Origin of the sequence: Sphingopyxis sp. LC363 (genome assembly GCF_000756385.1) — a bacterium.
In the GTDB taxonomy this organism is placed as follows: domain Bacteria; phylum Pseudomonadota; class Alphaproteobacteria; order Sphingomonadales; family Sphingomonadaceae; genus Sphingopyxis.
On the sequence record NZ_JNFC01000007.1, the window covers coordinates 61,919 to 86,927 of the forward strand.

The window sequence follows — 25,009 nt, forward strand, 5'->3', positions numbered from 1 at the left end:
GCGATTGGCAATGTTCGGGATCGATCAGTTCCTGTGCCGGTCGATCAGTCCAAATTTGAGAGGGGTATTCCCACATGAAGAAATCGATCACTCTGTCGCTCGTCCTCGCCGCTTCGATGGGCCTCGCTGCTTGCGCCGAAAAGGCTGCCGACGACACGGCCGCCACGACCGAAGACGCAGCCGCGACCGTCGAAGGCGCTGCTGACGGCGCGATGGAAGCTGCCGAAGGCGCTGCCGACGCGACCGCCGCCGCCGCTGGCGAAGCCGGTGCCGCCGCCGACGCTGCTGGCGATGCCGCCGCTGCCGGCGACGCCGCCACCGCCACCGACAAGGCGGCCGAAGCTGCCGGCGCTGCCCAAGAAGCCGCCGACGCCGCCAAGGGCGCGATGGAAGAAGCCAAGAAGTAAGCTTCTTTCCGGCCTCTTCGGGGCCGAAGAAACAGGAAGGGGTCGACGGCTTGCCGGCGGCCCCTTTCCTTTTCGGGACAGGCGTCGCAGCGCGGTTGCCAAGCCCCTGATCGCCGGTTAACTCTCTTCCCATGGCCGGCCACCCGGTCATTGCATTCGAAAGGAATACCCATGCGCAAGATCATCATCGCCTCGATGGCCGCCGCGGCCTTCAGCCTCGCCGCCTGCTCGGAAAAGACGCAGGACGCCGCCGGTGAAACCGCCGATTCCATGGCTGACGATGCCGCCGCCGCCGGCGACGCAATGGCCGAAGGCGCCGCCGACGCCGCCGACGCGACCGCCGATGCCGCCGCCGATGCCGGCGCCGCCGTCGAAGGCGCCGCCGACAACGCCGGCAATGCCGTCGAAGGCACGGTGAACGCCGCCGGCGAGGCCGCCGACAAGGCCGGCGACAAGATCGCCGAGGAAACCAAGAAGGCCGAAGCCAACGACAAGCAATAAGTCGTCGGCACGCCCTTGGGCTGCTAAGGAGGGGCTCCATCCGGACGGGTGGAGCCCTTTTTTTGTGGAAAACGAATGATGCGAAACCTCGTGCCCGCCGCCGCCGCCCTGCTCGGCCTGCTCGTGACGGGATGCAGCCGCACCGACAACGAGCCGGGCCCCGGCGGCGTGACCGTCAGCGAAGCCAAGGCGCTCGACGATGCCGCCGAGATGCTCGAAAGCCGCGACAGCGGGCCGCCAGCAGGCGCGCCGGCAAAGGACGCCGCCGAATAATCTTTCCTCGCCGCGCGGCGAGGGTTAGGCTGATGCCGTCCCGCGACTGGCGCTGAAGATGGAGTTCCATCGGGGAGCGGGACCGATGCGAGCCGCGCGCCTGGGTGATCCACGCCAGCGAAGGACCATCCGCATGACCGACACGACCACCATCGTCTTCCTGCTCTTTCCGGGCATCACCCAGCTTGACTTCACCGCGCCCGCGCAGGCGCTGTCCCGGATGCCCGGCGCGGTGCTGGCGGCGGCGGCGGCACGGCTCGACCCCATCGCGACCGACAGCGGTTTCGCTATCCTGCCCACGCATGATTTTGCGGGCGCGCCGCAAGCCGACATCCTCTGCATTCCCGGCGGGCACGGCGTGACCGAGGCGCTGAACGATGCGGCGACGATCGACTTCATCGCGCGGCAGGCGGCGGGCGCCGCGTGGGTGACGAGCGTGTGCACCGGCGCCTTCCTGCTCGGCCGTGCCGGATTGCTCGCGGGCAAGCGCGCGACGACGCACTGGGGTTACACGCATCTGCTGCCGCTCGTCGGAGCGCGCCATGAAAACGCCCGGGTCGTCGAGGACGGCAAAGTCGTGACCAGCGGCGGCGTGACCTCGGGGCTCGATTTCGCGCTGACGCTGATCGCGCGGCTGAAAGGCGATGCCGTGGCGCAAGCGATCCAGCTCGCGATCGAATATGACCCTGCCCCACCCTTTGCCGGCGGTCATCCCGAGCGCGCACCCGAAGGGGTTACCGTCGGGCTGAAGGCACACGTCTATGATGCGGCGGCGGCGCGGATGGAGGCAGCGCTGCGCGCCTAGCGACAGTCGGCGAGTGCGATCTCGTAGAGCTTGGGCCAGTTCTTGCCCGTCACGAACAGGCGCTTCCCCTCGTCGTCCCACGCAATTCCGTTGAGCACGCTGTCGGTACCGGTCACACCAGCATCGGCCTTGAGCGTCGTGAGGTCGACGAGCGAGGCGACATTACCGGTCGCGGGATCGATTCGGACGATGAAATCGGTCATCCAGACGTTCGCCCACACCTGCCCGTCGATCGTTTCGAGTTCGTTGAGCATCGCGACCGGCCGGCCGGCGAAACGAACGGTCACGCGTCTCCTCTCCTCCATCGTGGCGGGGTCGAAGAAGCGGAGCGCCGGCGTGCCATCGCTGAGGACGAGGCTGTCTCCGACCATCGTCAGCCCCCAGCCCTCGCCTGAATATTTGAAGGCGCCGACAGGTTTCAGATCTTCGATCGACCAGCGGTTGCCGACGCCGCCCCGCCATGTGACACCGATGATCTGGTCGCCCCAGCGCGTGATCCCCTCGCCGAACTGGTCCGAGGAAAGTTGCGTCTGGGCGAGCGCCTTGCCCGTCTCGAGGTCGAGCCGCGCGACGCGCGACTGGCCGTACTGACCGGTGGATTCATAGAGATGCCCTTCGTGCCAGAAGAGTCCCTGCGTGAAGGAGGATATGTCGTGCGGGAAGGTCTCGACGATTTGGTAGCTGCAACGCTCGACCGGCGGCAATGCGGGCGACGCCGCGGCCTGCGGTTCCGCGAGCAGGGCGAGGGCAAAGACAAGCATCATCACCGCTTAGCTATGTCGCTCAGGCTGAACTGGCAATGTCCCGCCTACCCTATTTCGCTAATCCATCTTCGTCTGGGTGACGAAGACAGGAAAAGCGCAAAGAAAAAGGGCCGGAGGATCGCTCCCCCGGCCCCGTTTTTCGTTGGCTGAGCGCCGAACGGTACGGACTTTAAAAGTCCATGCCACCCATGCCGCCCATGCCGCCGCCGCCCATCGGCATCGCCGGCTTGTCTTCGGGCAGCTCGCTGACCGCGGCTTCGGTGGTGATCAGCAGGCCCGACACCGACGCGGCGTCCTGAAGCGCGGTGCGCACGACCTTGGTCGGGTCGATGACGCCGGCGGCCTTCAGGTTTTCGTAAACGTCGGTCGCGGCGTTGAAGCCCTGATCCTGGTTATTTTCGCGCAGCAGGTTGCCGGCGACAACCGCACCGTCGTGGCCGGCGTTGGCCGCGATCTGGCGCAGCGGCGCTTCGATCGCCTTGCGGACGATGTCGATGCCGCGGGTCTGATCGTCGTTGGCGCCCTTCAGGCCGTCGAGAGCCTTGGTCGCGTACAGCAGCGCCGTACCGCCACCGGGGACGATGCCTTCTTCGACCGCGGCGCGGGTCGCGTGCAGCGCGTCGTCGACGCGGTCCTTGCGTTCCTTCACCTCGACTTCGGTCGCGCCGCCGACCTTGATCACAGCAACACCGCCGGCGAGCTTCGCCAGACGTTCCTGCAGCTTTTCACGGTCATAGTCGCTGGTCGTGGTTTCGATCTGCGCGCGGATCTGTTCGACGCGGCCCTTGATCGCATCATGGTCGCCAGCCCCATCGACGATGGTGGTGTTGTCCTTGTCGATCGTGACGCGCTTCGCCTGGCCGAGCATGTTCAGCGTGACCGACTCGAGCTTGATGCCCAGGTCTTCGCTGATCATTTCACCGGCGGTCAGGATCGCGATGTCCTGCAGCATCGCCTTGCGGCGATCGCCGAAGCCCGGCGCCTTGACGGCCGCGACCTTCAGGCCGCCGCGCAGACGGTTCACGACGAGGGTCGCGAGCGCTTCGCCTTCGATGTCCTCGGCGATGATCAGCAGCGGACGGCCCGACTGCACAACCGCTTCGAGGATCGGAAGCATCGACTGGAGGTTCGACAGCTTCTTTTCGAAGATCAGGATGTACGGATCGGCGAGCTCGACGATCATCTTTTCGGGGTTGGTGATGAAATAGGGCGACAGATAGCCGCGGTCGAACTGCATGCCTTCGACGACGTCGAGTTCAAACTCGAGGCCCTTGGCTTCCTCGACGGTGATCACGCCTTCCTTGCCGACCTTTTCCATCGCTTCGGCGATCTTCTCGCCGACTTCGGTGTCGCCATTGGCCGAGATAATGCCGACCTGCGCGATTTCCGAGGTGCCGGCGACCGGGGTCGAGCGCGCGGCGAGGTCAGCGACGACCTTGCCGACCGCGAGGTCGATACCGCGCTTCAGGTCCATCGGGTTCATGCCGGCGGCAACCGACTTCATGCCTTCGCGAACGATCGCCTGGGCGAGAACGGTCGCGGTGGTGGTGCCGTCGCCGGCCTTGTCATTCGCTTTCGAGGCGACTTCGCGCAGCATCTGCGCGCCCATATTCTCGAACTTGTCCTTGAGTTCGATTTCCTTGGCGACGCTGACGCCGTCCTTCGTGATGCGAGGCGCGCCGAAGCTCTTGTCGATCACGACATTGCGGCCCTTGGGGCCCAGCGTGACCTTGACGGCGTCGGCGAGGATGTCGACGCCCTTCAGGATGCGCTCGCGCGCGTCGCGCGAAAATTTAACGTCCTTGGCAGCCATGTGGATGCTCCTTCAAATGGAATGAAATAGGGGAAGAACAGGGACTCAGGCGATGACGCCGAGGATGTCCGATTCCTTCATGATCAGCAGCTCTTCGCCGTCGACCTTGACTTCGGTGCCCGACCATTTGCCGAACAGGATGCGGTCGCCGGCCTTGACGTCGAGCGGAGTGACCTTGCCGTCGTCGGCGCGGGTGCCCGAACCGACCGAGACGACTTCGCCTTCCTGCGGCTTTTCCTTGGCGGTGTCGGGGATGATGATGCCGCCGGCCGTCTTTTCTTCGGCTTCGATACGGCGGACGAGCACGCGGTCGTGCAGCGGACGAAATTGCATGGATATCCCTCCAATAGTGCAATGGATGTCGCTTAGCACTCACAGGACGCGAGTGCTAACAGGCGGGGATATGGGTGGGAGTCAGGGGAGCGTCAAGCGCCGCCGCAAGATTTTTGCGTCAGACCGGGAGGAGACCGAGACGGCCGCGCATTCGCCAGCGCAGGAGCAGCACCGCCGAGACCACGACGAGCCCGACGGCGAGGCCGATCCACACCCCGACTCCGGCGAGCGGGGTCCAGAAGCCGAGATAGATGGCGGTGCCGTAACCCGCGATCCAGTAACCGCAGATCGCGATGATCATCGGCGTTCGCGTGTCCTGCAATCCCCGGAGCACCCCCGCGGCCACCGCCTGCGCACCGTCGAAGAGCTGGAAGGCGGCCGCGACGACGAGGAACTGCATCGCGAAGCCGACGAGCGCGGCGTTGCGCGCGGCATCGACGTCGACATAGATCGACAGCACGAGCGACGGGAAAAGCCACATGATCAGCGCGGTGACCGCCATGAAGCCGATCCCGAGTATCAGCGACGCCTGCCCCGCGTGCGCGATACCATTGTGGTCGCGCGCGCCATAGAAGAGGCCGACGCGGATCGTCGCCGCCTGCGCGACGCCAAAGGGAATCTGGAAGGCGAGCGCCGCGACCTGAAGCGCGATCGTGTGCCCGGCGAGTTCGGTCTCGCCGATCCGGCCCATCAGGAAGGCGGCGCCGGTGAACAGCCCCGCCTCGGCGAGAATGGTCAGGCTGATCGGAGTGCCGATGCGCAGCATATCGAAAAAGCGCGTCCATTCGGACCGCCACCAGTTTCCGAACAGACGATAGCGCCGCAGGCGACGGTCGGTCTGGATGACGATGATATAGGCGAGCAGCATCAGCACGCTCGTCATGACGCTCGAAATCGCCGAACCGTGGAGGCCGAGCGCGGGCATGCCGAGATGGCCGAACACGAGCACCCAATTGCCGAGCGCGTTGACGAAGAGCGCGCCGAAAGTGATCGCCGTGGCAATGGTCGGCCGGCCGAGCGCCGAGACGAAGATGCGCAGCACCGCCGCCGCGATCATCGGGAACATGCCCCACATCAGGATCAGCAGGAAGCCCGCGGCGCGCGCCGAGGTTTCGGGCGGCTGCCCGGTCGCGATCATGATCGGCCCGCCCGCGGCGCAAATACCCATGAATAGGATCGACACCAGCGCGCTGAGCCAAAGCGCCATGCGCACCGTCCGCCGCACCTCGCGCACCGCATGTTTGCGGCGCCCGAGTTCGGCGGCAATCAGCGGCGCCGAGGCGCCGACAAGTCCCGATCCCGTCCACAGCAGCAGGCCGAAGATCGCCACCCCGAGCGACGAGGCGGCGAGTGCCGCGTCGCCGAGCCGCGCCACAAAAATGACGTCGATCGCGTGGACGAGCATCTGCAACAGATTCGCCGCCGCCAGCGGCACGGCGAGCGCCAGCGTCGCGCGGAATTCGGCGCGAAGACTCTGCGGTGTTTCCGCGGTCAGAGGGGTAGCCCGCTGCAGCATAGCCGGCCCGGATAGGCGCGCGAATGTTACCGTTCAAGTGCGGCGAGACGGCGGCGGATGATTTGTCGGCGGGGGTGGCAGAATGGCAACAGCGCTGCCCGATTTGCTCCTCCCTGTGGCGAAGCCAATGGGGAGGTGGCAGCGCGAAGCGCTGACAGAGGGGCTTTAACGCGGCCCCTCCACCACTCGCTACGCGAGTGGTCCCCCTCCCCATCGCTTCGCGACAGGGAGGATCAATGGGTTCATTCGCTCCAAAGCCCCGCCATTTCGACCCCAAACGCCACGAAGGTCAAAGTCAGCCCCACCACGAACAGCCGATAAGCATAAGCGAGATAGCGATATTTGCGCCGCGCGAGGACGACGCCGTTCTGATAGGTGTCGCGCAGCATCGTTTCGTACAGATCCTCCTCGCTGCGCAGCCGGTTCTTCACCTCGGCGATGAATTCATCCTCGTCCATCTGGGCAAAGCGGCCGAAGAAGAGAATGTTGCTGTGATCCTTACCGTCTTTGTAGACGACCGGCGGGCCCTTGCCGACGCGCGGGAGCACGGCCGACACCGCGAGCAGCGCCGAGAGGAAGGAAAAGGTCGCGAGGATGGCGAGCGGCATCGCGAGCGCGCCGCCGCCCGACCGCGCCTGTCCGATCGCGAGGGTGAAGACGACGAAGGTCGCACCCATCAGAATCGACGCCTTTTGATCCGCCATCTGCGACAATTGCATCGTCAGCTGCTGGTTCGTGCGGACGAGATGCACCGCGTTCGCCGGAAAGGAGACCGCCGGCGGGTCCCGCGACACCTCTGATTCTGCGCTATCCATGCCAAGCTGCCCCTGCTGGCGACCCGCGACAGGGATGGCATGAAGTCCCGCGAGCGGCAAGATGCTGCCCTGTTCCCGCCGCATTCGCTTGCCAATCCGGAGGCTTCGCGGCATGCCCGCGCGCAACTTTATTCCGCTATAGGACACAGTATATGAGCACCGCCATCAAGGACCAGATTTACGGCCTGATCGCCCCTTTCAACAAGAAGGGCGTCGAACTGAGCGACGCGACGACCTTTGCCGGCGACCTCGAATGGGACAGCCTGACCGTGATGGATTTCGTCGCCGAGGTCGAGGACACGTTCGACATCATCATCAGCATGAACATGCAGGCCGAGATCGAAAATGTCGGCCAGCTCGTCGCCGCGGTCGAGAAGCTGCAGGGCTGACCACCGCGATGACCGACCTCTTCTCCAAATTCGACCCGCTGATCCAGCAGCGCGAGGCATTGCTCGCGACCGGCGTCACCGATCCGTTCAGCCTGGTGATGGAAAAGGTGATCTCGCCGACCGTCGCGATCTGCAACGGGCGCGAGACGATCCTGCTCGGCACCTATAATTATATGGGCATGACCTTCGACGAGGATGTCATCGCCGCGGGCAAGGACGCGCTCGACAAATTCGGCAGCGGCACGACCGGGAGCCGCGTGCTCAACGGCACCTATCAGGGGCACAAGGAGTGCGAGGACGCGCTCAAGGAATTTTACGCCATGGATCATGCCATGGTGTTTTCGACCGGCTATCAGGCGAACCTCGGCATCATTTCGACGATCGCGGGCAAGGGCGATTATGTCATCCTCGACATCGACAGCCACGCGTCGATCTATGACGGGTGCAAGATGGGCGACGCCGAAATCGTCGCCTTTCGCCACAACGACATCGAAGCGCTCGAAAAGCGGCTGAAGCGCCTGCCCGCCGAGGCCGGCAAGCTCGTCGTGCTCGAGGGCGTCTATTCGATGCTGGGCGACGTCGCGCCGCTCAAGGAAATGGTCCGCGTCGCCAAGGAAAATGGCGCGATGGTGCTGGTCGACGAAGCGCATTCGATGGGCTTCATCGGCGAGCACGGCCGCGGCGTCGCCGAGGCGCAGGGCGTGATCGACGATGTCGACTTCATCATCGGCACGTTCAGCAAGAGCGTCGGCACCGTCGGCGGCTTCTGCGTCTCGAACCATCCGAAGTTCGAGATCATGCGGCTCGTCTGCCGTCCTTATGTGTTCACCGCCTCGCTGCCGCCGAGCGTCGTCGCGACCGCCGCGACGAGTATCCGCAAGCTGATGCACGGGTCGAACAAGCGCGCGCATCTGTGGGAAAATTCGAAGATGCTCCACCAGGGGCTCAAGGATCTGGGCTTCCAGCTCGGCACCGACGAGCCGCAGTCGGCGATCATCGCGGTGATCATGCCCGACCTCGAAAGGGGTGCGATGATGTGGGAAGCGCTGCTGGAAGAAGGGCTCTATGTGAACCTCGCGCGTCCGCCGGCGACGCCCGCGGGTATGACGCTGCTGCGCTGTTCGCTGTGCGCCGAGCATAGTAGCGAGCAGGTCGGCGAAATCCTCGGCCGCTTCGAACGCGCGGGAAAGCGCGCGCAGATTATCGGCTGAACCGAGCGCTCACGCCGACCAGCGGATTCCTTTTCGCGGCGAATTGAAGCCGCGCGACCTTCGGTGCTTTGCGGCGCACCGCTTGTCCGGTAAGAGATGCGCGTGTTCGAGCGGGATATCGACAGCGAAAATGACGGCCGGCGGGAGCGTATTCGCTTCTGGTCAATGATCGTCCTCGGTGCGATCCTGACCGGTGTGGTCGGGGCGCTCGTGCTGCTGCTCGCGCGCGCCAACGACAATTACGACCGCTCGCTCGGCTGGCAGACGCAGAGCATGGAGGTCATTTCGCAGACGCGCTCGGTCGACGCCGCGATCGCGCGGGCGGAGGCGGCGCTCGGCCGCTTCGCGGTCGGGCTGCAGAAAGAGGACGGGCGCATCTATGAATATCAATGGGGCCGCGCGCGCCAGTTCATGACGCGGCTGAAGCGCAATGTGCGCGACAATCCCAAACAGATCGTGCTCGTCGAGCAGCTGGCGCGCGAGATGGACAGCCGCGGCGAACAGCTGGGCGACGCAGCGCTCAGCGCCAACTACAACCAGACCGTCGCCGCGATTTCCAAATTTTACGCCGCCGGCCAAGGCGACGGGCTGGCGCGGATCGACAATCTGCTCAGCGAAATCATCGCCAACGAACGCGCGCTGCTGCGCGAGCGCAACCGGTTGGCGGCGGCCGACCGCGCCAGTCTCAACCAGGCTATCCTGCTCTTTTCGCTGCTCGGCGCTGCCGCGGCGGTCATCGCGATCGGCGCGACCTTCTCGCTGATCCGCGCCGAGGGCGAACGGCGCCTCGCACGGCGCGAGCAGCTGGTCGAAAGCGACCGTGCCGCGCAGCTCGAGGCGGCGGTCGAGGAGCGGACCGCCGAACTCGCTGAGGCAAACGCCGCGCTGCGCAGCGAGATGACCGACCGCGAAGCGGCGGAGGCGCAGCTCCGCCAGGCACAGAAAATGGAAGCCGTCGGCCAGCTGACCGGCGGCATCGCGCATGATTTCAACAATATGCTCGCGGTCGTCGTCGGCGGGCTCGAACTGGCGCAGCGCTGGCTTCCCGATACGCCGGACAAGGCGCAGCGTCACCTTACCAACGCGCTCGACGGCGCCAATCGCGCCGCCGACCTGACGCGGCGCCTGCTGACCTTCGCCCGCTCGGAGCCCGCGCGCCCCGAAATGACCCCGGTCGACGAGTGTATCGCGAGCTTTGCGCAGCTGATCGAGCGCACGATCGGCGACCGGATCGCGCTCACGCTCGACCTTCAGGCCGGCGACCTCGCCTGCTGGGTCGACCGGCAGCAGTTCGAAAATGCCCTGCTCAACCTCGCGGTCAACGCGCGCGACGCGATGGATGGCCACGGATCGCTGACGATCCGCACGCTGGGCGACGGCGAGGTGAAGGCAGCGGCGCTCGCGGTGCAGGTGATCGACACCGGCTGCGGCATGTCGCCCGAGGTGCTCGAACGCGTCTTCGACCCCTTCTACACCACCAAGCCCGCGGGCCAGGGAACCGGCCTCGGCATGAGCCAGGTCTTCGCCTTCTGCCGTCAATCGGGCGGCGAGGTGCAGATTTCGTCGACCGAGGGCGAAGGCACGAGCGTCGCGATGCTGCTGCCCGTCGCCCAGCCGCCGACCAGCGACGCGGACGAAGTGGTACCCGGCGATACCGAAGCCCCCGCGGCGCCCGCCGACGCACTCAGCATCCTGGTGGTCGAGGACGACGCGCGCGTCCTGGCCGCGACGGTCGACGCGGTCAGCGAACTCGGCCATAATGTGGTCGCATGCGGCAATCCGCTGGAGGCCGAGGCCTTGGTCGAAGGGCGGCTGGCCGAAGGCCGCGGCGGGTTCGACCTGATCCTGTCCGACGTGTTGATGCCCGAACTCACCGGCCCCGAAATGGTCGCGCAGCTGAAACAGCGCTGGCCCGAACTGTCGGTGCTGTTCGTCACCGGCTATGCCGGCGATGCGAGCGAGGACGCCGCCTTTGGCGACCATGACGTGCTGCGCAAGCCCTTCACGCTCAGCGCGCTCGACCGCGCGATCCGGCGGAGCGGCGAAACGCGGCCCGACGGCCAGCGGCTGGCGAGTTAGATTATTCGCACGCTAGATTCACTGGCGCACAACCTTCGTCATCCGCATCCCCGAGCGAAGACTAGGGGCTCGTTCGAGCGAAGCGAGAACCCCGCGTAGTGACGCTGCCTCGACTTCGCTCGGCATAGCCCCTCGTCTTCGCTCGGGGATGCGGATCAGATTCAACGATGCAGCTCTAACGTATCGCGCCGCCGCGGATCAACCGCGGCACCAGCGTCAGCGCGGCGACGAGCGGCCAGCGGCGCTGCCAGGGCTTGATCTCGATCTTCGTTCCAGCGTGGCGGTTGATCTTCCACGCCAGATAATCGATCCCGCCGGCATAGGTCAGGCTGGCCTTCGCAAGCCGCGCAACGCTGAGCAGCTTGCCCTCCAGCCGCCGGCGCGCCCACCCCCCGGCGCGCGCCTCCGCCGGGATCGCCGCGATCGCGGGCGCGCTGAACCGCTCATAACGTTCCGCGTCGGCATCGACGACCGACTGCGCGCGACCCGCCCGCTCGGCGCGCAGCTCGACCGAATAGGTGAGCGAAAAAGCGCGGCGCCACCAGTCGAGCGGCGCTTCGCCGTCGAGCCGGCCCGCCGCCGCGAGCAGGGTCGGCGCGGCGCGCGCTACCGCGGCGACCGCGCGGCTCGCCGCGGTGTCGTCCACCGCCCAGACGAGCCGCGACGGCTGGGCGAAACGCGCCCACACCGACACGTTGCGCGTTTCGGCGCCGTTCAGCCGGTCGAAATCGCCTTCGCTCAGGACCGCATATTTGGCGATCAGGCCGCCGTGCTGAAATGGAAAGACATTGGGCGGGATCAGCCGGTTCGCGGCCGCCATCCAGCCTTTGGAATAGGCGTCGCCATAGTCGGAGACGATCAGGTAGAAATCGAGCATCAGCCCGTCGAGTTCGCTCTCGCGGAGGCAACTGCCGTAAAAGAGCACCGCGCGCGCGCTGCCCGGATAGTCGGCCGCGATCGCTGTCGCCATCGCGGTGACGCGCGGATCGACGGGGCGTCCGAGTTCTTCGCGGACCAAATGCGCCAACCTTCCCGCATCCCCGAGCGAAGACGAGGGGCTATGCCGAGCGCAGTCGAGGCTGCGGCGCCCAGCTTCTCGCTTCGCTCGAACGAGCCCCTCGTCTTCGCTCGGGGATGCGGATGGGAGGTTTGGCTCAGCCATCGCCGAACGACTGCGCTCAGGCGGCGAGGCGCAGGAAGGGAACCGGCTGCGTCGAGGTCAGGATGATCGGCATGCCGTTCTTCGCCTGAAAGATTTCGCCGTCGAGGATGACGTTCGACCGTTCGCCCTCGATACGAATCTCGTCGCCCTGCTGGAAATGCACGCCTTCGAGCTGCTTTTGCCCCAGCGTCCCACGCCAGGTCGCGCCGAGCATGCGAAACAGCGCGCCGACGCTGCTGTCGGTCGCGAGCAGCTTCATATTGCCGTTCGTGCCATAGGCTTCGCTGGTGCGGATGCTGAGCAGCAGTTTCTCGAGCGTCGTCACGATGAGCAGCGAGAATTTGCCCTTGAACTCGCCCTGGCGGATCAGCGACACCGTCATCGGCTCGGGCTTGGGCGGCAGGCGCCCGCCGCCGACCCCGAAGATGATCGCGAACAGCGCGAGCATCGCCGCGAGGAAATGCGAAATCCCGTTGGGCAGACCGAGCGGATAGATGCGGTTGCGGCAATAGAGCATCACGTCGGCGAGGTAGGCGCCGCCGAGAAACATGCCGAGCACCGGGCGCGATTCGTCGCCGCTGTCGAGCGAGATGAGCTGGCGTTCGATCACATGATCCTCGAGCCGGCCGCTCCCGACCAGATCGACGACGCGCTGCAATGCCTTGATCGGATCGCCCTCGGCGCCGAGGTCGAGCGCGATCAAATTGGTCTTGCCGTTCGGGAGCACCGCGACCGGCGGCGGCGAGCCGCCGAAATGGCCGCCCGAATACAATTCGGTCAGCGCCGCCTGCACCGTGCCGTCGCCGCCGTTGATGACGACAATGCGCGGGCTGACCATCGCCATCGTGCGGATCGCTTCGCCGATCTGGTCGACGTCCTCGACCTCGTAATGAAAGATATCGGGGTGCGCCGCGCAATATTCGCGAACCCGCGGCAACAGGGCACGGTTGCCCGTCGAACGTGGATTCGAAAGGAGCGCGACGCTGGCCATGTCTTTACATATATTTCATCGAGATGGAGATCGTTTTGGGCGCATCGCCGACCGAAAAGGCGGTCTTCTTGTAGCTCGGCTTGCCGAGGTTGAAGATGTTGATGCTGGGATTGTTCGACATCCCGCCGCCATCGCGCGAGATATCGGTCTTGCCATTGCCGTTGACGTCATGACGCACCGCGATGCCATACACGCCCGCTTCGGGCAGCGGAACGCAGACGGTCATCGATCCGGCACGCGCCGGCACCTCGATGCGCGCGAGCCAACGGCCCTTCTCGAGCCAGTCGGCGGCCGTGCCGCGATAGCTTTGTACGCGAATCTTGCCGGTCGACGCCTTGACACCGCTGATCCGGACCAGCGTCGACGGGCCGCTTTTGCACTGCGACAGATCGTTCGAGATGACCCGGCCTTCCGCCTGCGCCGTCGCGGCGACAGCCAGCACGGAAACGCCAAGCAGCGCGGATAGAAATTTCGACATGACCTCAAAACCTCCAGAGGCTATAGCCACATCCGCACACGCTAAGCGCGCGCCGACGTGGGTCCCTGTCGCCCTTGAATCGGCATATCGGAAACAACTGCGGCCAAATCATGGTGATGGGGCGACGAAAGATTGAATAAGCTTCCTGCCATCGACCGCTACATCGCGCGGCTCATCTTTTTCCCGATGCTCGGCACGCTCGTCCTGTCGGCGATGCTGCTCGTGCTCGAAAAAATGCTGCGCCTCTTCGACTTCGTCGCGACCGAGGGCGGCCCGGTCAGCGTCGTGTGGCGGATGCTCGCCAACCTCATTCCCGAATATCTCTCGCTCGGCATCCCGATCGGCCTGATGCTCGGGATTCTCCTTGCTTTCCGCAGGCTTGCGACGTCGAGCGAGCTCGACGTGCTCAAGGGCGTCGGCATGAGTTTCGGGCGCCTGATGCGTATTCCATTCGCCTATGCGATCGCGCTCGCGGCGCTCAATCTGGCGATCGTCGGCTTCATCCAGCCCGTCGCGCGTTATGCCTATGAAGGGTTGCAGTTCGAATTGCGTTCGGGCGCGCTCGGGGCGTCGATCAAGGTCGGCGAATTCACCAAATTGGGCGACCGCATGACGCTGCGCATCGAGGAAAGCTATAACGACGGGCGGTCCCTGCGCGGCATCTTCGTACGCGGCGACCAGCGCGACGGGCAGCGCGTGTCGGCGACCGCGGCGCGCGGGCAGTTCCTCGCGACCGACGACCCCAACACGATCATCCTGCGCTTGTCGCAGGGCGTGCTGATCCATGAATCGCCCAAATTCTCGGTGCCGCGCGTGCTGACCTTCGACAATCACGATCTGCCGATCCCGCTCCCCAAGATCGAGGCGTTCCGCCTGCGCGGCGGCGCCGACCGCGAGATGACGATCCCCGAACTGTTCGTCGCGGGCAAGGACAGCAGCCAGCCCGAACAGACGCGGCTTGAATCGCGAGCGAATTTCCACTTCCGCATCGTCGAGGTGATGTCGATGTTCCTGATCCCGCTGATCGCCGTCGCGCTCGCGGTGCCCCCGAAACGATCGACCTCGTCGCTCGGCGTCTTCCTGTCGATCGTGCTGCTCGTCACCCAGCACAAGATCAACCAATATGCCGAGGATCTGGGCGCGCGCGGGACGATCGACCCGCTGATCGCGCTCTGGGTCCCCTATCTGCTCTTTGCCGCCCTCGCCATCTGGATGTATTACACGATCGCGCATGTTCCCGGCGGCCAGCCGATCGGCGCGCTCGAACGCGTCGCCGCCAAGGCGGCGCAGAAGATCCGCGGATTGCTCAGCATGTTCCAGCGCGACAAGGCCCGGCTTACCTGATGCACCAGCTTCATTTTTTCCCGTCGCGCACGATGGCGATCTATGTCGGCCGCCTGTTCCTCGTCCGCTCCTTTTCGATCCTCTTCGCGCTCGTGCTGATCCTCCAGACGCTCGACCTGCTCGGCGAAAGCGGCAAGATCCTGGGCGTCGCCGGCAACAGCGATGCCGACGTGTGGCGCTATGTCGGGATGCGGCTGCCGCAGATCATCGAGACCTTCCTGCCCTTTTCAGTGCTGCTCGGTACGATATTGACGATGGTGACGCTCAACCAGAACAGCGAGGTCATCGCGATGAAGGCGTCGGGCATGTCGGCGCATCAGGTGCTCGCGCCGCTGTTCCTCGCCGCGCTGCTCGTCGCGGGGATCAGTTTCGCCTTCAACGAACGCATCGTCACGCGCTCGACCGCCGCGCTCAGCGCCTGGCAGAAGGTCGAATATAAAAAAGTGCCGAAGGACAGCGGCATAAGAACCAATATCTGGGTTCGCGACGGCGACGACCTGATCAACGCGACAACGGTCGATACCAGCGGCCCGGCAATCACCCTCGGCTATGTCACCATCTATGAGCGCACCGGCGGCGTGCTGTCGTCGATGCTGTCGGCCGACAGCGCGCGCGCGGTCGCGGGTGGCGGCTGGGAACTGACGAACGCGCGGCGCTTCATCCGCCGCTCGGGCACCGTCGAACCGCTGGGCACGATCGTTGCCGCGAAAAATGTGCGCCCCGACCAGTTCACGCTGGCGCAGGTCGACGGCGACGAATTGCCCTTCCTCAAGCTCAAATCGGCGATCGATGACCTCGAGGCCGCGGGGCGCCCCGTCGACGCGCTGAAGGGCGTGCTCTGGCACAAGATTTCGGGGCCGCTGTCGGCGATCTTGATGCCGCTATTGGGCGCGGTCGCGGCGTTCGGCCTCGCGCGCTCGGGCAAGCTGTTCGTGCGCGCGATCATCGGCATGGGGCTCGGCTTCGCCTATTTCGTCGCCGACAATTTCGCGCTCGCGATGGGCGATCTCGGCGCTTACTCGCCCTTCCTCGCGGCGTGGGGGCCATTCATCCTGTTCGCGCTGATCGGCGAGATGATTTTGATCCGGACCGAGGAATAGCGGGCTCGAACCCATGAAGTCGTTCGCGAACTATCGAGCCAAGATTTTGGGCGAGATGTACGAAGGGGAACCGTTCGGCCCCGACAAGCTCACGATGCTCTGGCCATTCCTTGTCGGCTGCACGATATTTGCGGCCCTCGACATCAGCGTGGGCTTGGCGAATCCGTATCGCATCATGATCCTCGCCCTACTGCTCGCGCCCGGAACGATATGGCTTGGCTATCTGATCTTCCACATGCTCAGGGCGTTACGACTGTGGGCGGCGCGCCGAGATTCCCGCGATTGATCCGATTTGCGGGAGAAATCCTCCGGCAGCCAAAAAATCATTCCAGCAACTTCAGACCGCCGCGCCCCGTGCCGAACCCGCAACCAGATTCATCACCAGCTTCGGCAGGCTGTCGTAATTCGCGCCATGATATTGCGAGTCCGACGGCAACGCGTCCTTCAGGCGGCGGTGCGCCTCGGCGAGCGAATGATAGGGAACGCCCGGCAACAGGTGGTGCAGCGCGTGGTAGCGCAGTCCGACCGGCGCCCACAATTCGGGGAGCAGACCCGGCGGCGGCACGTTGACGCTGTCAAGGAACTGGCCGGTCACCGTCAGCACTTCGCCGTCATTTTCCCAGAGATGTGCGACGAGCGTGCGGATCTGGTTGAGCACCAAAGTCGCCGACGCAATCGCGCCGAAGATGATCAGCGCGCGCAGCGGTACCCAGCCGAAGACGCCCGCGGCGATCAGCAGGCTCGACCACGCCCAGGCGCCGCCTTCCTGCCACGCCCACTGGCGGCGGAATTCGCCCTCGGGCGGCTTGCGGCGGAACAGCGGGTTGATGATCATCCCCGAATAGCGTTCGACGACGATCCGGCGCAGCGGCGGGATCAGGAACGAGAGCGGGGTGAGCACGCCATAGCGGAAGACGAGCGCGAGCGGCGCAAAGGCCGCAGCGACGACAAACAGCGGCACCGTCCAAGGCTTCATCAGTGCGAGCGGCAGATATTCGGGATCCTCTACCGTGCCATATTTGGTGCGGTTGTGGTGCAGGCTGTGTATCCCCTCATACATGAAGGAGGGGATGAGCAGCGGCACGCCGACGAGGATATTCCACGCGAGGCGGAAACCGGGCAGCGCATTCTTGCGGATATGCGTCAGCTCGTGAATGAAGCTCCCCGCGCGATAGAGTGCAACGACCGCGATCACCGCCGCGACGAGCATCCACGCGATCGAAGGCGCAAGGATCGCGGCCGCGATGCCCGCATAACCGATGAAGGTCGAAGCGAGAAAATCGGTCCAATAAATGCGCGCCGAAGGCTGCACGAGATCGCGCGTCAGCTCCGACGCCGCGCGGATCATCGCCATATCGTCGGCGATCGCGGACTTCGGGGTCGTCGCCGCGGCAGGCGCCGACAAGCGGTCGACAAGGGTGTTCATCGCTAACATAGGCGGCTCTTCATCATATTTTCGTGGCAGCAAAATGGCCGAAAGCGGGTCGCCAGCGCCCCATCTATGCCCTAATGCCTCGCCACAAATATAGGCTCGGCTTTTCAGGAAACCACCCATGAGCGGACATTCGCACGGCCCGATCACCATTCATCCGGTCAAGGACAAGAATGATTTGCGCGAGTTCGTCGAGCTCGCCTTTCGCCTCAACCGCGGCGATCCGGCGTGGGTGCCGCCGCTGAAGGGCGAGGTTTACGGTCTGCTCACGCCGGGCAAGAATCCGTGGTTCGAACATGGCAAGGCCCAATTTTTCCTCGCGCGGCGGGACGGCCGCACGATCGGCCGCATCTCGGCGCATATCGACGAACTCGCGCTCGCCCAGCCTGCCGAACAGGGCATGGGGCCCGGCACCGGCAACTGGGGGCTGCTCGAAGCCGAGGATGAGGAAAGTGCGCATGCGCTGATCGCCGCGGGCGAGGATTGGCTGCGCGGGCAAGGCATGACGCGCGCGCTCGGGCCGCTGTCGATTTCGATCTGGGACGAGCCCGGGCTGCTGATCGAGGGGTTCGACAACCCGCCGACGGTGATGATGGGGCATAATAGCCCGCTCTATCGCGGGTGGATCGAGGGCACCGGCTATCGGCCGGTGAAGCAGCTTCTGAATTATGATGTCGCGATAGGCGACGGCTTCCCGCCGATCGTCAACCGCATCGTCGCGGCGGGCGAGAAGAATGCGCGGATCCGCATCCGCAAGGTCGACAAGCGCCGTTTCGATGCCGAAGCGAAGCTGATCATGGGGCTGCTCAACGACGCATGGTCGGACAATTGGGGTTTCGTGCCACTGACCGACAGCGAGATCGCCTATGTCGGCAAGAAGCTCAAGGATATCGTGTTCGAGGACCTGATCCGCGTCGCCGAAGTCGACGGCGAACCGGTCGCTTTCATGATCGTGCTGCCGAACATCAACCAGCTCTTGATCGACATGGACGGCTCGTTGCTGCCCTTCAACTGGGCGCGGCTGCTCTGGTGGCTGCGCAAGCCCAAGAGCCGCATCCTGCGCGTGCCGTTGATGGGCGTCGCCAAGAAATTGCAGAACAGCCGCATGGCGAGCACGCTGGCCTTCATGATGATCGAATATATCCGCCGCGACGCGGTGGTCGACTATGGCACCGAGCGCGGCGACATCGGCTGGGTGCTCGACGACAATCAGGGGATGAACGCGGTCGCCGAGGCGATCGAGGCCAAGGTCAACCGGGTGTATCAGATCTACGACAAAATGCTCTGATCGCTGGGATAGCTTTGCGACAAATGGCGGCCATCGTGCGTTTGAAGCCACGGAAAGGTTTGTCATGGCAGTCCAGTATCTTGCCACCAATCGCTTCGGGCTCGGCCGCCGCTTCGACGATCCGGCCATCGAAGACCCGAAAGACTGGCTGATCCGCCAGATCGGCGACTATGATCCCGCCCCCGCGGCGATCGCGGAGCTGGCGGGGCGCGAGGCGATCGCGACCGCCTATGCCGAATATCAGGGCGAGCGGCAGGCGATGCGCCGCGAAGCGAAGAATGCAGAAATGCGCGACGACGACGGCAGTGCGGTTGAGGCGATGCGCCGCATGTCGCGCGCGGGATTCCGCCGCCATTATGGCGAAGCCGCGAGCGCGCGCCTCGCCGCCGCAGTCGCCACGCAAACCCCCTTCGCCGAACGTCTCGTCCATTTCTGGTCCAATCATTTCGCGATCTCGGCGGACAAACAGACCGTCGTCGGCTTCGCCGGCAATTACGAGAATGAAGCGATCCGCCCGCATGTCATGGGCAAATTTTCCGACCTCTTGACCGCCGCGGTCCACCACCCCGCGATGCTGCTCTTTCTCGATCAGGCACAAAGCTTCGGCCCCGACAGTGCCTTTGCAACGCGGGTACGCAATCGCGGCAGGCGGCAGGCGCCGGGGCTCAACGAGAATCTGGCGCGCGAGATCATGGAGCTGCACACGCTCGGCGTGCGCGCCGGCTATACGCAGGCCGATGTGACGAACTTCGCCAAGGCGCTCACCGGCCTGACGGTCGCCGGGCTCGGCCGCGGCGCGGGACAGCGGCTGATGCCCGCCGACGCGCAAGCGGGCGCGACGGTCTTCGTCGACCGGCTCCATCAGCCGGGGGCGCTCACGATCCTCGGCAAACGCTATGACCAGCCCGGCGCGAAACAGGCCGAAGCGGTGCTGCGCGACCTCGCCGTTCATCCCGCGACGGCGCGCCATGTTTCGACCAAGCTCGCAAGGCACTTTACCGGCGACGAACCGCCCGCGGCGCTCGTCGAGCGGCTGGCCGACGATTTCGAAAAAACCGGCGGCGACCTGCCCTCGCTTTATCGCACCCTCGTCGCTTCGCCCGAGCCCTGGGCGGCCGAATCGACGATGTTCAAATCGCCATGGGACTGGACAGTGTCGATGCTGCGCGCCCTGAAAACACCGGGGCTCGGCGAGCGCCAGAATATCGCCGCGATGTTCACCCAGCTCGGCCAGCCGGTGTGGCGCCCCGGATCGCCCAAAGGCTATGACGACACGGTCGCCACCTGGGCCGGATCGGCCGCCTTGATGCAGCGCGTCGAACTGGCGAGCCGCATCGCGGGCCGGATCGGCGACCGCGCCGACGCGCGCCAGCTCGCTCCCCTCGTCCTCGCCGACGCCCTCGCCCCGGATACCGCCCAAGCCATCGCCCGCGCCGACAGCCCCGGACAGGGGCTCGCGATGCTGTTCGCCAGCCCGGCCTTTTTGCGGAGATAGACGATGATCCTCTCACGCCGCTCGATCCTCCTGTCGGGAATCACCGTTGCCGCCGCGGGCGCGATGCCCGGCTTCGCCTATGCCGCGGCGGGCACGCCGAAGCGGCTTGTCTTTGTGATCCAGCGCGGCGCCGCCGACGGGCTCGCAACCGTTGCCCCCACCGGCGATCCCGCCTTCGCCGCCGCGCGCCGCGCGATGACCGACGAAACGGCGGGCGGCGCGAAGCTCGACGGCATGTTCACATTGCACCCGTCGCTCGCGCAGACCGCGAGCCTTTACACCGGCAAGCAAGCGCATTTCGCGCATGCCGTCGCGACGGCCTATCGCGACCGGTCGCATTTCGACGGACAGAATATGCTCGAGGGCGGCGGGTCGCGCCCCTATGGCCGCGACGACGGCTGGGTCGGACGGCTGCTCACTTTGCTGCCCGCCGCCGAGCGCGACGCGATCGCCATTGCCCCCGCAGTCCCGCTCGCGCTGCGCGGGTCGGTGCAGGTCGGCACCTATGCTCCGAGCCGCCTGCCGCAGGCCGACGCCGACCTGATCGCGCGGCTGACCGCGCTATATGCCGACGACCCGCTGCTCCACCCGCTGTGGGACAGCGCGGTGAAGACGCAGGAACTCGCGAGCGACATCGGCGGCAACAACGGCCGCAACGGCGCCGAACTCGGCAAGCTCGCGGCGTCGCTGATGCTCCCCGCAGACGGTGCGCGCGTGATGATGGTCGAAACCGGCGGCTGGGACACGCACAGCGGCCAGCGAAATCGTCTCGCGGCGCAATTGCGCGGGCTCGACCAGCTGATCGGCGCGCTGCAGACGGGGCTCGGTCCCGCGTGGAACGACACGCTCGTCATCGTCGCGACCGAATTCGGCCGCACGGTCGAGGTCAATGGCACCGGCGGCACCGATCATGGCACCGCGTCGACCGCGATGCTGCTCGGCGGCGGATTGGCGGCGGGCGGCAAGGTATCGGCCGACTGGCCGGGGCTCGCTGCCGCTGCGCGATATGAGGGCCGCGACCTCAAGCCGACGCGCAGCTTGGAGCGCGTGATCGCGGGCGCGGTCGCGCATCATTATGCGCTCGATCCCAAGCGGGTGATGTCGACGCTTTACCCTGACGCGTGATGACAGCCGTTATCTCGGCTGCGCGTTAAGAAAGCACCGCCCAGGTCGGCGCATGGTCGCTCGCCTTCTCGCGGCCACGATGGTCCTTGTCGACGCCCGCGTCGACAAGCCGGTCGGCAAGCGCGGGGCTCAAGAGCAGATGATCGATGCGGAAGCCATGGTCGCGCTGCCAGCCGCCCGCCTGATAATCCCAGAAGGTCCAGACGCCGCCCGCCGGATGGCGGCTGCGGATCGCGTCGGTCCAGCCGTCGCCGAGCAGGCGGAACCAGGCGTCGCGCGAATCGGGCTGCATCAGCGCGTCGGTCGCCATCGCGCGCGGGTCCCACACATCGTCGTCGTGCGGGATGACATTATAGTCGCCGGTCAGGATCGTCGGGATTTCGGAAGCGAGCAGAAACTTCGCCCGCTCGCGCAGCCGCGCCATCCAGCGCAGCTTGTAATCGAATTTCGGCCCCGGTTGCGGATTGCCGTTGGGCAGATAGATGCACCCGACGCGCAGGCCGTGGACATCGGCTTCGAGGTAGCGCGATTGCTCGTCTTCGGCCTCGCCGGCAAGGCCGCGCTGCACCTCGACCGGCTGTGTGCCCTTGGCGAGGATCGCGACGCCGTTGAAGCCCTTTTGCCCGTGATAGAGAAAGCCGTAGCCCGCCGCCTCGATTTCCTTCGTCGGCATCGTCTCGTCGCTCGATTTCAGTTCCTGCAGGCAGGCGATATCGGGCTGCGTTTCTTCGAGCCATTCGACAAGGCGCGGCAAACGGGCCTTGATCCCGTTGATGTTAAAGGTCGCGATTTTCATCGGCTTGCTATGCCAGCAAGCACGCCGCTGTGAAAGGCGTCAGATTGAGAAGCTGGAGCCGCAACCGCAGCCTGCGGCGGCGTTGGGATTTTCGACCTTGAACGACGATCCGCCGAGCGAATCGACGAAATCGACGACGCAGCCGCGCACCAGGTCGATGCTCACGGGATCGACGACCAGCTTCACCCCGTCGGTTTCGGCGACGATGTCATCGGCCTCGATGCTTTCGGCAAGCCCGAAACGATAGGTGAAGCCCGAGCAGCCCCCGCCGTCGACCGCGAGACGCAGCGCGGCCTCGGCCTCGCCCTTGCGGTCGGCGATCCAACGGACGCGCGCCGCAGCGGCGGGCGAAAGGGTGATATCGGAAAGCTGCGTAGCCATGATCGCTAGATAGGAGCCTTATCCCCAAATAAAAAGGGCGCCTCGACGGTGACCCGCCTGGCGCCCCTTCCTCTCCGACCCAGGAAAGCTCTTATTCGGGACCGCCCATCGCGACATTCTTGCCCGTGATCGCGGCGATCGCCATCTGGTCCGAACGGACGAACGGCATCGGATTGACCGGTGCGCCTTCGATGCGGACTTCATAATGGAGGTGGTTGCCGGTCGAACGGCCGGTCGAACCGACGTAACCGAGGATGTCGCCCTTCTTCACCTGCTGCCCGGAGCGCACGATGTAGGAGGACATATGGCCGTAACGCGTCTGGATCGCGTTGCCATGCTCGACTTCGACATAATTGCCATAGCCGCCAAGGCGCTGGGCGCGGCCGACGATGCCGTCGGCGGTCGCATAGATCGGGGTGCCGCGCGGCGCCGGAATGTCGATGCCGTTGTGGCGCGCGACCCGGCCGGTGACGGGGTGGACGCGCATGCCATAGGACGACGAAAGCGACATCTGGTCGATCGGGCGGCGCGACGGGATCGCAACGCCGATCGAAGCGGTCAGGCCGGTGTCGAGGCGCTTCCACGCCTGAAAGATCGCGCGGGCTTCGCTGTCTTCGCTCGCCGAGGGAACGCCAGCGTCGAAGCTGTCGTCATCGGGTTCGTCGGGAGCGACAATGCCAGCGTCGGCGCTGGTTTCGGCGGCGTGGACGGCCGGGGTGGCCAATCCGAAACATGCTGCCGCGCAAATTATTGCGACTTGGTGCAACTTCTGCGCCAGAAGAGTGTTAGTCAAAACAACGACCCCGCATTTGCCATGTCGCCAAAGCCCCGGAAATAGGCCTTGGCGCCGGTTTTTCTTGGTTTGGATGATTGCTCATCCCCCGCGGAAGCCTGTGTGCTGTTCCAATCCTTACGAAGCAATAACGGCGTAGAATTCTTGCGTTAAACCGGCACGCTCGCGCGCCGAGTCGTTGAACGGCGGCTTCAAACTGCCGCGAAAGCGCGATTTTACTAGGCTGTGCCACGTTTCGACGGCGTTGAATCCCATTTCGTCGCACTTTTGCCGGAACCAGACTGTGCCGGCGCTCACATGGCGAATTTCGTCCTTGTAAATACGCGATAAAATCTTCGCGGACGCCTCGTCGCCCACGCTTCGGAAGCGGTCGACCGTCGCCGGAGTGACGTCGAGCCCGCGCGCTTCGAGCACCATCGGCACGATAGCGAGGCGGGCGAGCGCATCGTCGGCGGTCGCCTGCGCCGCTTCCCACAATCCGGCGTGCGCCGGAAGCGCGCCATAATGGCTGCCGAGCTGGCGCAGACGCCGGTCGAGCAGCGCGAAGTGCATTGCCTCGTCGGCCGCGACGCCGATCCAGTCATCGACGAAAGCGCGGGGGAACTCGCCGCCAAAGCGTCCCACCAGATCGACCGCGAGGTCGATCGCGACGAATTCGATATGCGCGAGCGCATGGAGCAGCGCGATGCGGCCGCGCTCCGACCCGCCCTTGCCGCGCTTGGGCATCTGGTTCGGTGCGCGCAGTTCGAGTTCGGCGGGCCACGCCGGCTGATCGGGCATCGCCGTGTCGCAGCGATGTTCGATCTCGCCGCGCCGCCAAGCCCGCGCCAGACCCCGCGCCGCGCGGCGCTTGTCGTGCGGATCCGCGGTCAGCAGCACCGCGCGCGCGGCTTCGCCCAGCGTCGGCATCAAAGCGCCTTGGCGGCCTCCAGCACGGCGTCGGCATGGCCCTTGACGCGCACCTTGCGCCACTCTTTCGCCAGCTTGCCGTCGCGGCCGAAGAGGAAAGTAGACCGTTCGATGCCCATATAGGTGCGGCCATAATTCTGCTTTTCCACCCACGTCCCGAATGCCTCGCACACCGCCCCATCCTCGTCCGACGCGAGGCGGACGGTCAGGCCATATTTATCGCGGAACTTGCAGAGCTTCGCCAGCGCATCGCGCGATACCGCCAGCACCTGTGCACCCAGATGCGCGAATTCGGGCGCGAGGCGGGTGAAATCCTGCGCCTCGGTCGTGCAGCCGGGGGTGTCGGCTTTGGGATAGAAATAGACGACGAGCGGCGCGCCCTTCATCGCGGCAAGGTCGATCGCCGCGCCGTCGGCATCGAGAAGCTTCACATCGGGAATCGGGTCGCCGATCGCGGGTGCGTTCATGTCTCAAATCTCCTGCTGTGCCGGGGCGACGGGCCGAATCGAGGCCCACCAGTTCGCGATCTCCTGCCGCGCCAGATCGTGCGCGGCAAGCAGTTGCGGCCAGCCGGGCTCGCCGCACTGGCTTGCCACCAACTGCCGCGCCGCCGCCGTCGGCGGCTCGCCTTCGGGCGCCGTGAGGCGCAACATGACGAGCATGCGCGCGAGCAGGCCGTGCGCGTCGATTACCTCGAGCGGCACAAGCCCCGCCGCCTTCATGCACGCGAGCGCTGCCGCGATATTCGGATCGTGGCACTGGCCGCTCACAAGCTGGGTCACCTGCATTGCGAATTCGAGGTCGACGAC

At 65.5% G+C, this 25,009-nt stretch carries 27 protein-coding genes, 1 pseudogene and 1 riboswitch; of the genes and pseudogenes, 13 read left to right on the plus strand and 15 right to left on the minus strand.

The window, feature by feature from the left end; all coding sequences use genetic code 11:
• Positions 1-74: 74 nt before the first annotated feature.
• The 4 genes from FG95_RS03920 to FG95_RS03935 all read left to right on the plus strand — a co-directional run bounded on the left by FG95_RS03920 (position 75) and on the right by FG95_RS03935 (position 1,986).
• Positions 75-407 carry a hypothetical protein gene (locus tag FG95_RS03920; protein ID WP_037554099.1) on the plus strand — a complete coding sequence of 111 codons (333 nt, stop codon included), beginning with the start codon at positions 75-77 and terminating at the stop codon, positions 405-407.
• Between the two features lie 171 nt (positions 408-578).
• Positions 579-908 (plus strand): hypothetical protein, encoded by a 330-nt coding sequence (locus FG95_RS03925; protein ID WP_037554100.1) that lies wholly within the window; start codon positions 579-581, stop codon positions 906-908.
• Between the two features lie 75 nt (positions 909-983).
• The gene (locus FG95_RS03930; protein WP_052182061.1) at positions 984-1,181 is read left to right on the plus strand and encodes a hypothetical protein; all 198 of its coding nucleotides are present in this window, start codon (positions 984-986) and stop codon (positions 1,179-1,181) included.
• 32 nt (positions 1,182-1,213) lie between these two features.
• A riboswitch (ZMP/ZTP riboswitch) is annotated at positions 1,214-1,294 on the plus strand.
• Positions 1,295-1,314: 20 nt separating this feature from the next.
• Complete coding sequence (locus tag FG95_RS03935) at positions 1,315-1,986, plus strand: DJ-1/PfpI family protein (RefSeq protein WP_037554101.1); 672 nt, start codon at positions 1,315-1,317, stop codon at positions 1,984-1,986.
• Here FG95_RS03935 and FG95_RS03940 read toward each other — a convergent pair.
• The 5 genes from FG95_RS03940 to FG95_RS03960 form a co-directional block, all read right to left on the minus strand.
• Entirely contained in the window at positions 1,983-2,750 is a 768-nt protein-coding gene (locus FG95_RS03940; protein ID WP_081932991.1) for a glutaminyl-peptide cyclotransferase, read from the minus strand. The two genes, FG95_RS03935 and FG95_RS03940, sit on opposite strands and share 4 nt — an antisense overlap.
• A gap of 169 nt (positions 2,751-2,919) precedes the next feature.
• Positions 2,920-4,563 carry a chaperonin GroEL gene (gene groL / locus FG95_RS03945; RefSeq protein ID WP_037554103.1) on the minus strand — a complete coding sequence of 548 codons (1,644 nt, stop codon included), beginning with the start codon at positions 4,561-4,563 and terminating at the stop codon, positions 2,920-2,922.
• 45 nt (positions 4,564-4,608) lie between these two features.
• Entirely contained in the window at positions 4,609-4,896 is a 288-nt protein-coding gene (gene groES, locus FG95_RS03950; RefSeq protein ID WP_037554105.1) for a co-chaperone GroES, read from the minus strand.
• Positions 4,897-5,014: 118 nt separating this feature from the next.
• The gene (locus FG95_RS03955; RefSeq protein WP_052182062.1) at positions 5,015-6,412 is read right to left on the minus strand and encodes an MATE family efflux transporter; all 1,398 of its coding nucleotides are present in this window, start codon (positions 6,410-6,412) and stop codon (positions 5,015-5,017) included.
• Positions 6,413-6,654: 242 nt separating this feature from the next.
• Positions 6,655-7,227, minus strand: a complete 573-nt coding sequence (locus FG95_RS03960) for a Pycsar system effector family protein (protein WP_052182065.1) — start codon at positions 7,225-7,227, stop codon at positions 6,655-6,657.
• 152 nt (positions 7,228-7,379) lie between these two features.
• Here FG95_RS03960 and FG95_RS03965 point away from each other — a divergent pair, with 152 nt between their 5' ends.
• The 3 genes from FG95_RS03965 to FG95_RS03975 all read left to right on the plus strand — a co-directional run bounded on the left by FG95_RS03965 (position 7,380) and on the right by FG95_RS03975 (position 10,906).
• The gene (locus FG95_RS03965; protein WP_037554106.1) at positions 7,380-7,616 is read left to right on the plus strand and encodes an acyl carrier protein; all 237 of its coding nucleotides are present in this window, start codon (positions 7,380-7,382) and stop codon (positions 7,614-7,616) included.
• 8 nt (positions 7,617-7,624) lie between these two features.
• Positions 7,625-8,827 (plus strand): serine palmitoyltransferase, encoded by a 1,203-nt coding sequence (spt, locus tag FG95_RS03970; RefSeq protein ID WP_037554107.1) that lies wholly within the window; start codon positions 7,625-7,627, stop codon positions 8,825-8,827.
• A gap of 96 nt (positions 8,828-8,923) precedes the next feature.
• Entirely contained in the window at positions 8,924-10,906 is a 1,983-nt protein-coding gene (locus FG95_RS03975) for an ATP-binding protein (RefSeq protein WP_235211450.1), read from the plus strand.
• Positions 10,907-11,081: 175 nt separating this feature from the next.
• On the opposite strand, the gene FG95_RS03980 is transcribed toward FG95_RS03975, so the two are convergent.
• From FG95_RS03980 to FG95_RS03990, 3 genes are all read right to left on the minus strand, one after another.
• A complete protein-coding gene (locus FG95_RS03980) occupies positions 11,082-11,876 on the minus strand; it encodes a hypothetical protein (RefSeq protein ID WP_235211453.1) in 795 nt (264 codons plus the stop codon).
• Positions 11,877-12,084: 208 nt separating this feature from the next.
• Complete coding sequence (locus FG95_RS03985) at positions 12,085-13,059, minus strand: diacylglycerol/lipid kinase family protein (RefSeq protein ID WP_037554109.1); 975 nt, start codon at positions 13,057-13,059, stop codon at positions 12,085-12,087.
• A gap of 4 nt (positions 13,060-13,063) precedes the next feature.
• Positions 13,064-13,537, minus strand: coding sequence for a DUF2141 domain-containing protein (locus tag FG95_RS03990; protein ID WP_037554110.1), 474 nt, complete (start codon positions 13,535-13,537; stop codon positions 13,064-13,066).
• A 132-nt stretch (positions 13,538-13,669) separates the two neighbouring features.
• Here FG95_RS03990 and lptF point away from each other — a divergent pair, with 132 nt between their 5' ends.
• The 3 genes from lptF to FG95_RS04005 are packed head-to-tail and all read left to right on the plus strand — an operon-like array spanning position 13,670 to position 16,267.
• Entirely contained in the window at positions 13,670-14,881 is a 1,212-nt protein-coding gene (gene lptF / locus FG95_RS03995; RefSeq protein ID WP_037554111.1) for an LPS export ABC transporter permease LptF, read from the plus strand.
• Positions 14,881-15,981 carry an LPS export ABC transporter permease LptG gene (gene lptG, locus FG95_RS04000; RefSeq protein ID WP_037554112.1) on the plus strand — a complete coding sequence of 367 codons (1,101 nt, stop codon included), beginning with the start codon at positions 14,881-14,883 and terminating at the stop codon, positions 15,979-15,981. Before lptF ends, lptG begins: the two co-directional genes overlap by 1 nt.
• Before the next feature lie 13 nt (positions 15,982-15,994).
• Positions 15,995-16,267, plus strand: coding sequence for a hypothetical protein (locus tag FG95_RS04005; protein WP_037554113.1), 273 nt, complete (start codon positions 15,995-15,997; stop codon positions 16,265-16,267).
• A 51-nt stretch (positions 16,268-16,318) separates the two neighbouring features.
• Here FG95_RS04005 and FG95_RS04010 read toward each other — a convergent pair whose 3' ends face one another.
• Positions 16,319-17,407, minus strand: a complete 1,089-nt coding sequence (locus FG95_RS04010; protein ID WP_037554114.1) for a fatty acid desaturase family protein — start codon at positions 17,405-17,407, stop codon at positions 16,319-16,321.
• A 127-nt stretch (positions 17,408-17,534) separates the two neighbouring features.
• Between FG95_RS04010 and FG95_RS04015 the strand changes: the two genes are divergently transcribed.
• From FG95_RS04015 to FG95_RS04025, 3 genes are all read left to right on the plus strand, one after another.
• Positions 17,535-18,701, plus strand: coding sequence for a hypothetical protein (locus tag FG95_RS04015; RefSeq protein WP_037554115.1), 1,167 nt, complete (start codon positions 17,535-17,537; stop codon positions 18,699-18,701).
• 64 nt (positions 18,702-18,765) lie between these two features.
• The gene (locus tag FG95_RS04020; protein ID WP_037554116.1) at positions 18,766-20,196 is read left to right on the plus strand and encodes a DUF1800 domain-containing protein; all 1,431 of its coding nucleotides are present in this window, start codon (positions 18,766-18,768) and stop codon (positions 20,194-20,196) included.
• Positions 20,197-20,199: 3 nt separating this feature from the next.
• Positions 20,200-21,321: a DUF1501 domain-containing protein gene (locus tag FG95_RS04025; RefSeq protein WP_037554117.1), complete on the plus strand. Its 1,122-nt coding sequence runs from the start codon at positions 20,200-20,202 to the stop codon at positions 21,319-21,321.
• 25 nt (positions 21,322-21,346) lie between these two features.
• On the opposite strand, the gene xth is transcribed toward FG95_RS04025, so the two are convergent.
• From xth to FG95_RS04055, 6 genes and pseudogenes are all read right to left on the minus strand, one after another.
• Entirely contained in the window at positions 21,347-22,117 is a 771-nt protein-coding gene (xth, locus tag FG95_RS04030; RefSeq protein ID WP_037554118.1) for an exodeoxyribonuclease III, read from the minus strand.
• A 39-nt stretch (positions 22,118-22,156) separates the two neighbouring features.
• Entirely contained in the window at positions 22,157-22,498 is a 342-nt protein-coding gene (gene erpA / locus FG95_RS04035) for an iron-sulfur cluster insertion protein ErpA (protein WP_037554119.1), read from the minus strand.
• 91 nt (positions 22,499-22,589) lie between these two features.
• Entirely contained in the window at positions 22,590-23,222 is a 633-nt protein-coding gene (locus FG95_RS04040; RefSeq protein ID WP_235211451.1) for a M23 family metallopeptidase, read from the minus strand.
• A gap of 186 nt (positions 23,223-23,408) precedes the next feature.
• Positions 23,409-24,200, minus strand: coding sequence for a ferritin-like domain-containing protein (locus tag FG95_RS04045; protein WP_037554121.1), 792 nt, complete (start codon positions 24,198-24,200; stop codon positions 23,409-23,411).
• Positions 24,200-24,667: a peroxiredoxin gene (locus FG95_RS04050; RefSeq protein ID WP_037554122.1), complete on the minus strand. Its 468-nt coding sequence runs from the start codon at positions 24,665-24,667 to the stop codon at positions 24,200-24,202. The genes FG95_RS04045 and FG95_RS04050 overlap by 1 nt, the downstream gene beginning before the upstream one ends.
• A 3-nt stretch (positions 24,668-24,670) precedes the next feature.
• Positions 24,671-25,009, minus strand: a pseudogene (locus FG95_RS04055) (glutamine-synthetase adenylyltransferase); the annotation flags it as partial.

Excerpts from the sequence above, each read along its gene's own strand:
- FG95_RS04015 (WP_037554115.1), top strand. The coding sequence starts at position 17,535 with ATGAGCGGACATTCGCACGGCCCGATCACCATTCATCCGGTCAAGGAC.
- lptG (WP_037554112.1), top strand. The coding sequence starts at position 14,881 with ATGCACCAGCTTCATTTTTTCCCGTCGCGCACGATGGCGATCTATGTC.
- spt (WP_037554107.1), top strand. The coding sequence starts at position 7,625 with ATGACCGACCTCTTCTCCAAATTCGACCCGCTGATCCAGCAGCGCGAG.
- FG95_RS04050 (WP_037554122.1), bottom strand. The coding sequence starts at position 24,667 with ATGAACGCACCCGCGATCGGCGACCCGATTCCCGATGTGAAGCTTCTC.
- FG95_RS03920 (WP_037554099.1), top strand. The coding sequence starts at position 75 with ATGAAGAAATCGATCACTCTGTCGCTCGTCCTCGCCGCTTCGATGGGC.
- FG95_RS03980 (WP_235211453.1), bottom strand. The coding sequence starts at position 11,876 with ATGGCGACAGCGATCGCGGCCGACTATCCGGGCAGCGCGCGCGCGGTG.
- FG95_RS03955 (WP_052182062.1), bottom strand. The coding sequence starts at position 6,412 with ATGCTGCAGCGGGCTACCCCTCTGACCGCGGAAACACCGCAGAGTCTT.
- FG95_RS03960 (WP_052182065.1), bottom strand. The coding sequence starts at position 7,227 with ATGGATAGCGCAGAATCAGAGGTGTCGCGGGACCCGCCGGCGGTCTCC.
- FG95_RS03925 (WP_037554100.1), top strand. The coding sequence starts at position 579 with ATGCGCAAGATCATCATCGCCTCGATGGCCGCCGCGGCCTTCAGCCTC.
- xth (WP_037554118.1), bottom strand. The coding sequence starts at position 22,117 with ATGAAAATCGCGACCTTTAACATCAACGGGATCAAGGCCCGTTTGCCG.
- groES (WP_037554105.1), bottom strand. The coding sequence starts at position 4,896 with ATGCAATTTCGTCCGCTGCACGACCGCGTGCTCGTCCGCCGTATCGAA.
- FG95_RS03940 (WP_081932991.1), bottom strand. The coding sequence starts at position 2,750 with ATGATGCTTGTCTTTGCCCTCGCCCTGCTCGCGGAACCGCAGGCCGCG.
- FG95_RS03975 (WP_235211450.1), top strand. The coding sequence starts at position 8,924 with ATGCGCGTGTTCGAGCGGGATATCGACAGCGAAAATGACGGCCGGCGG.
- FG95_RS04005 (WP_037554113.1), top strand. The coding sequence starts at position 15,995 with ATGAAGTCGTTCGCGAACTATCGAGCCAAGATTTTGGGCGAGATGTAC.
- erpA (WP_037554119.1), bottom strand. The coding sequence starts at position 22,498 with ATGGCTACGCAGCTTTCCGATATCACCCTTTCGCCCGCCGCTGCGGCG.
- FG95_RS04020 (WP_037554116.1), top strand. The coding sequence starts at position 18,766 with ATGGCAGTCCAGTATCTTGCCACCAATCGCTTCGGGCTCGGCCGCCGC.
- FG95_RS03935 (WP_037554101.1), top strand. The coding sequence starts at position 1,315 with ATGACCGACACGACCACCATCGTCTTCCTGCTCTTTCCGGGCATCACC.
- FG95_RS04045 (WP_037554121.1), bottom strand. The coding sequence starts at position 24,200 with ATGCCGACGCTGGGCGAAGCCGCGCGCGCGGTGCTGCTGACCGCGGAT.
- FG95_RS03930 (WP_052182061.1), top strand. The coding sequence starts at position 984 with ATGATGCGAAACCTCGTGCCCGCCGCCGCCGCCCTGCTCGGCCTGCTC.
- groL (WP_037554103.1), bottom strand. The coding sequence starts at position 4,563 with ATGGCTGCCAAGGACGTTAAATTTTCGCGCGACGCGCGCGAGCGCATC.
- FG95_RS03990 (WP_037554110.1), bottom strand. The coding sequence starts at position 13,537 with ATGTCGAAATTTCTATCCGCGCTGCTTGGCGTTTCCGTGCTGGCTGTC.
- FG95_RS03985 (WP_037554109.1), bottom strand. The coding sequence starts at position 13,059 with ATGGCCAGCGTCGCGCTCCTTTCGAATCCACGTTCGACGGGCAACCGT.
- FG95_RS03965 (WP_037554106.1), top strand. The coding sequence starts at position 7,380 with ATGAGCACCGCCATCAAGGACCAGATTTACGGCCTGATCGCCCCTTTC.
- FG95_RS04025 (WP_037554117.1), top strand. The coding sequence starts at position 20,200 with ATGATCCTCTCACGCCGCTCGATCCTCCTGTCGGGAATCACCGTTGCC.
- FG95_RS04010 (WP_037554114.1), bottom strand. The coding sequence starts at position 17,407 with ATGAACACCCTTGTCGACCGCTTGTCGGCGCCTGCCGCGGCGACGACC.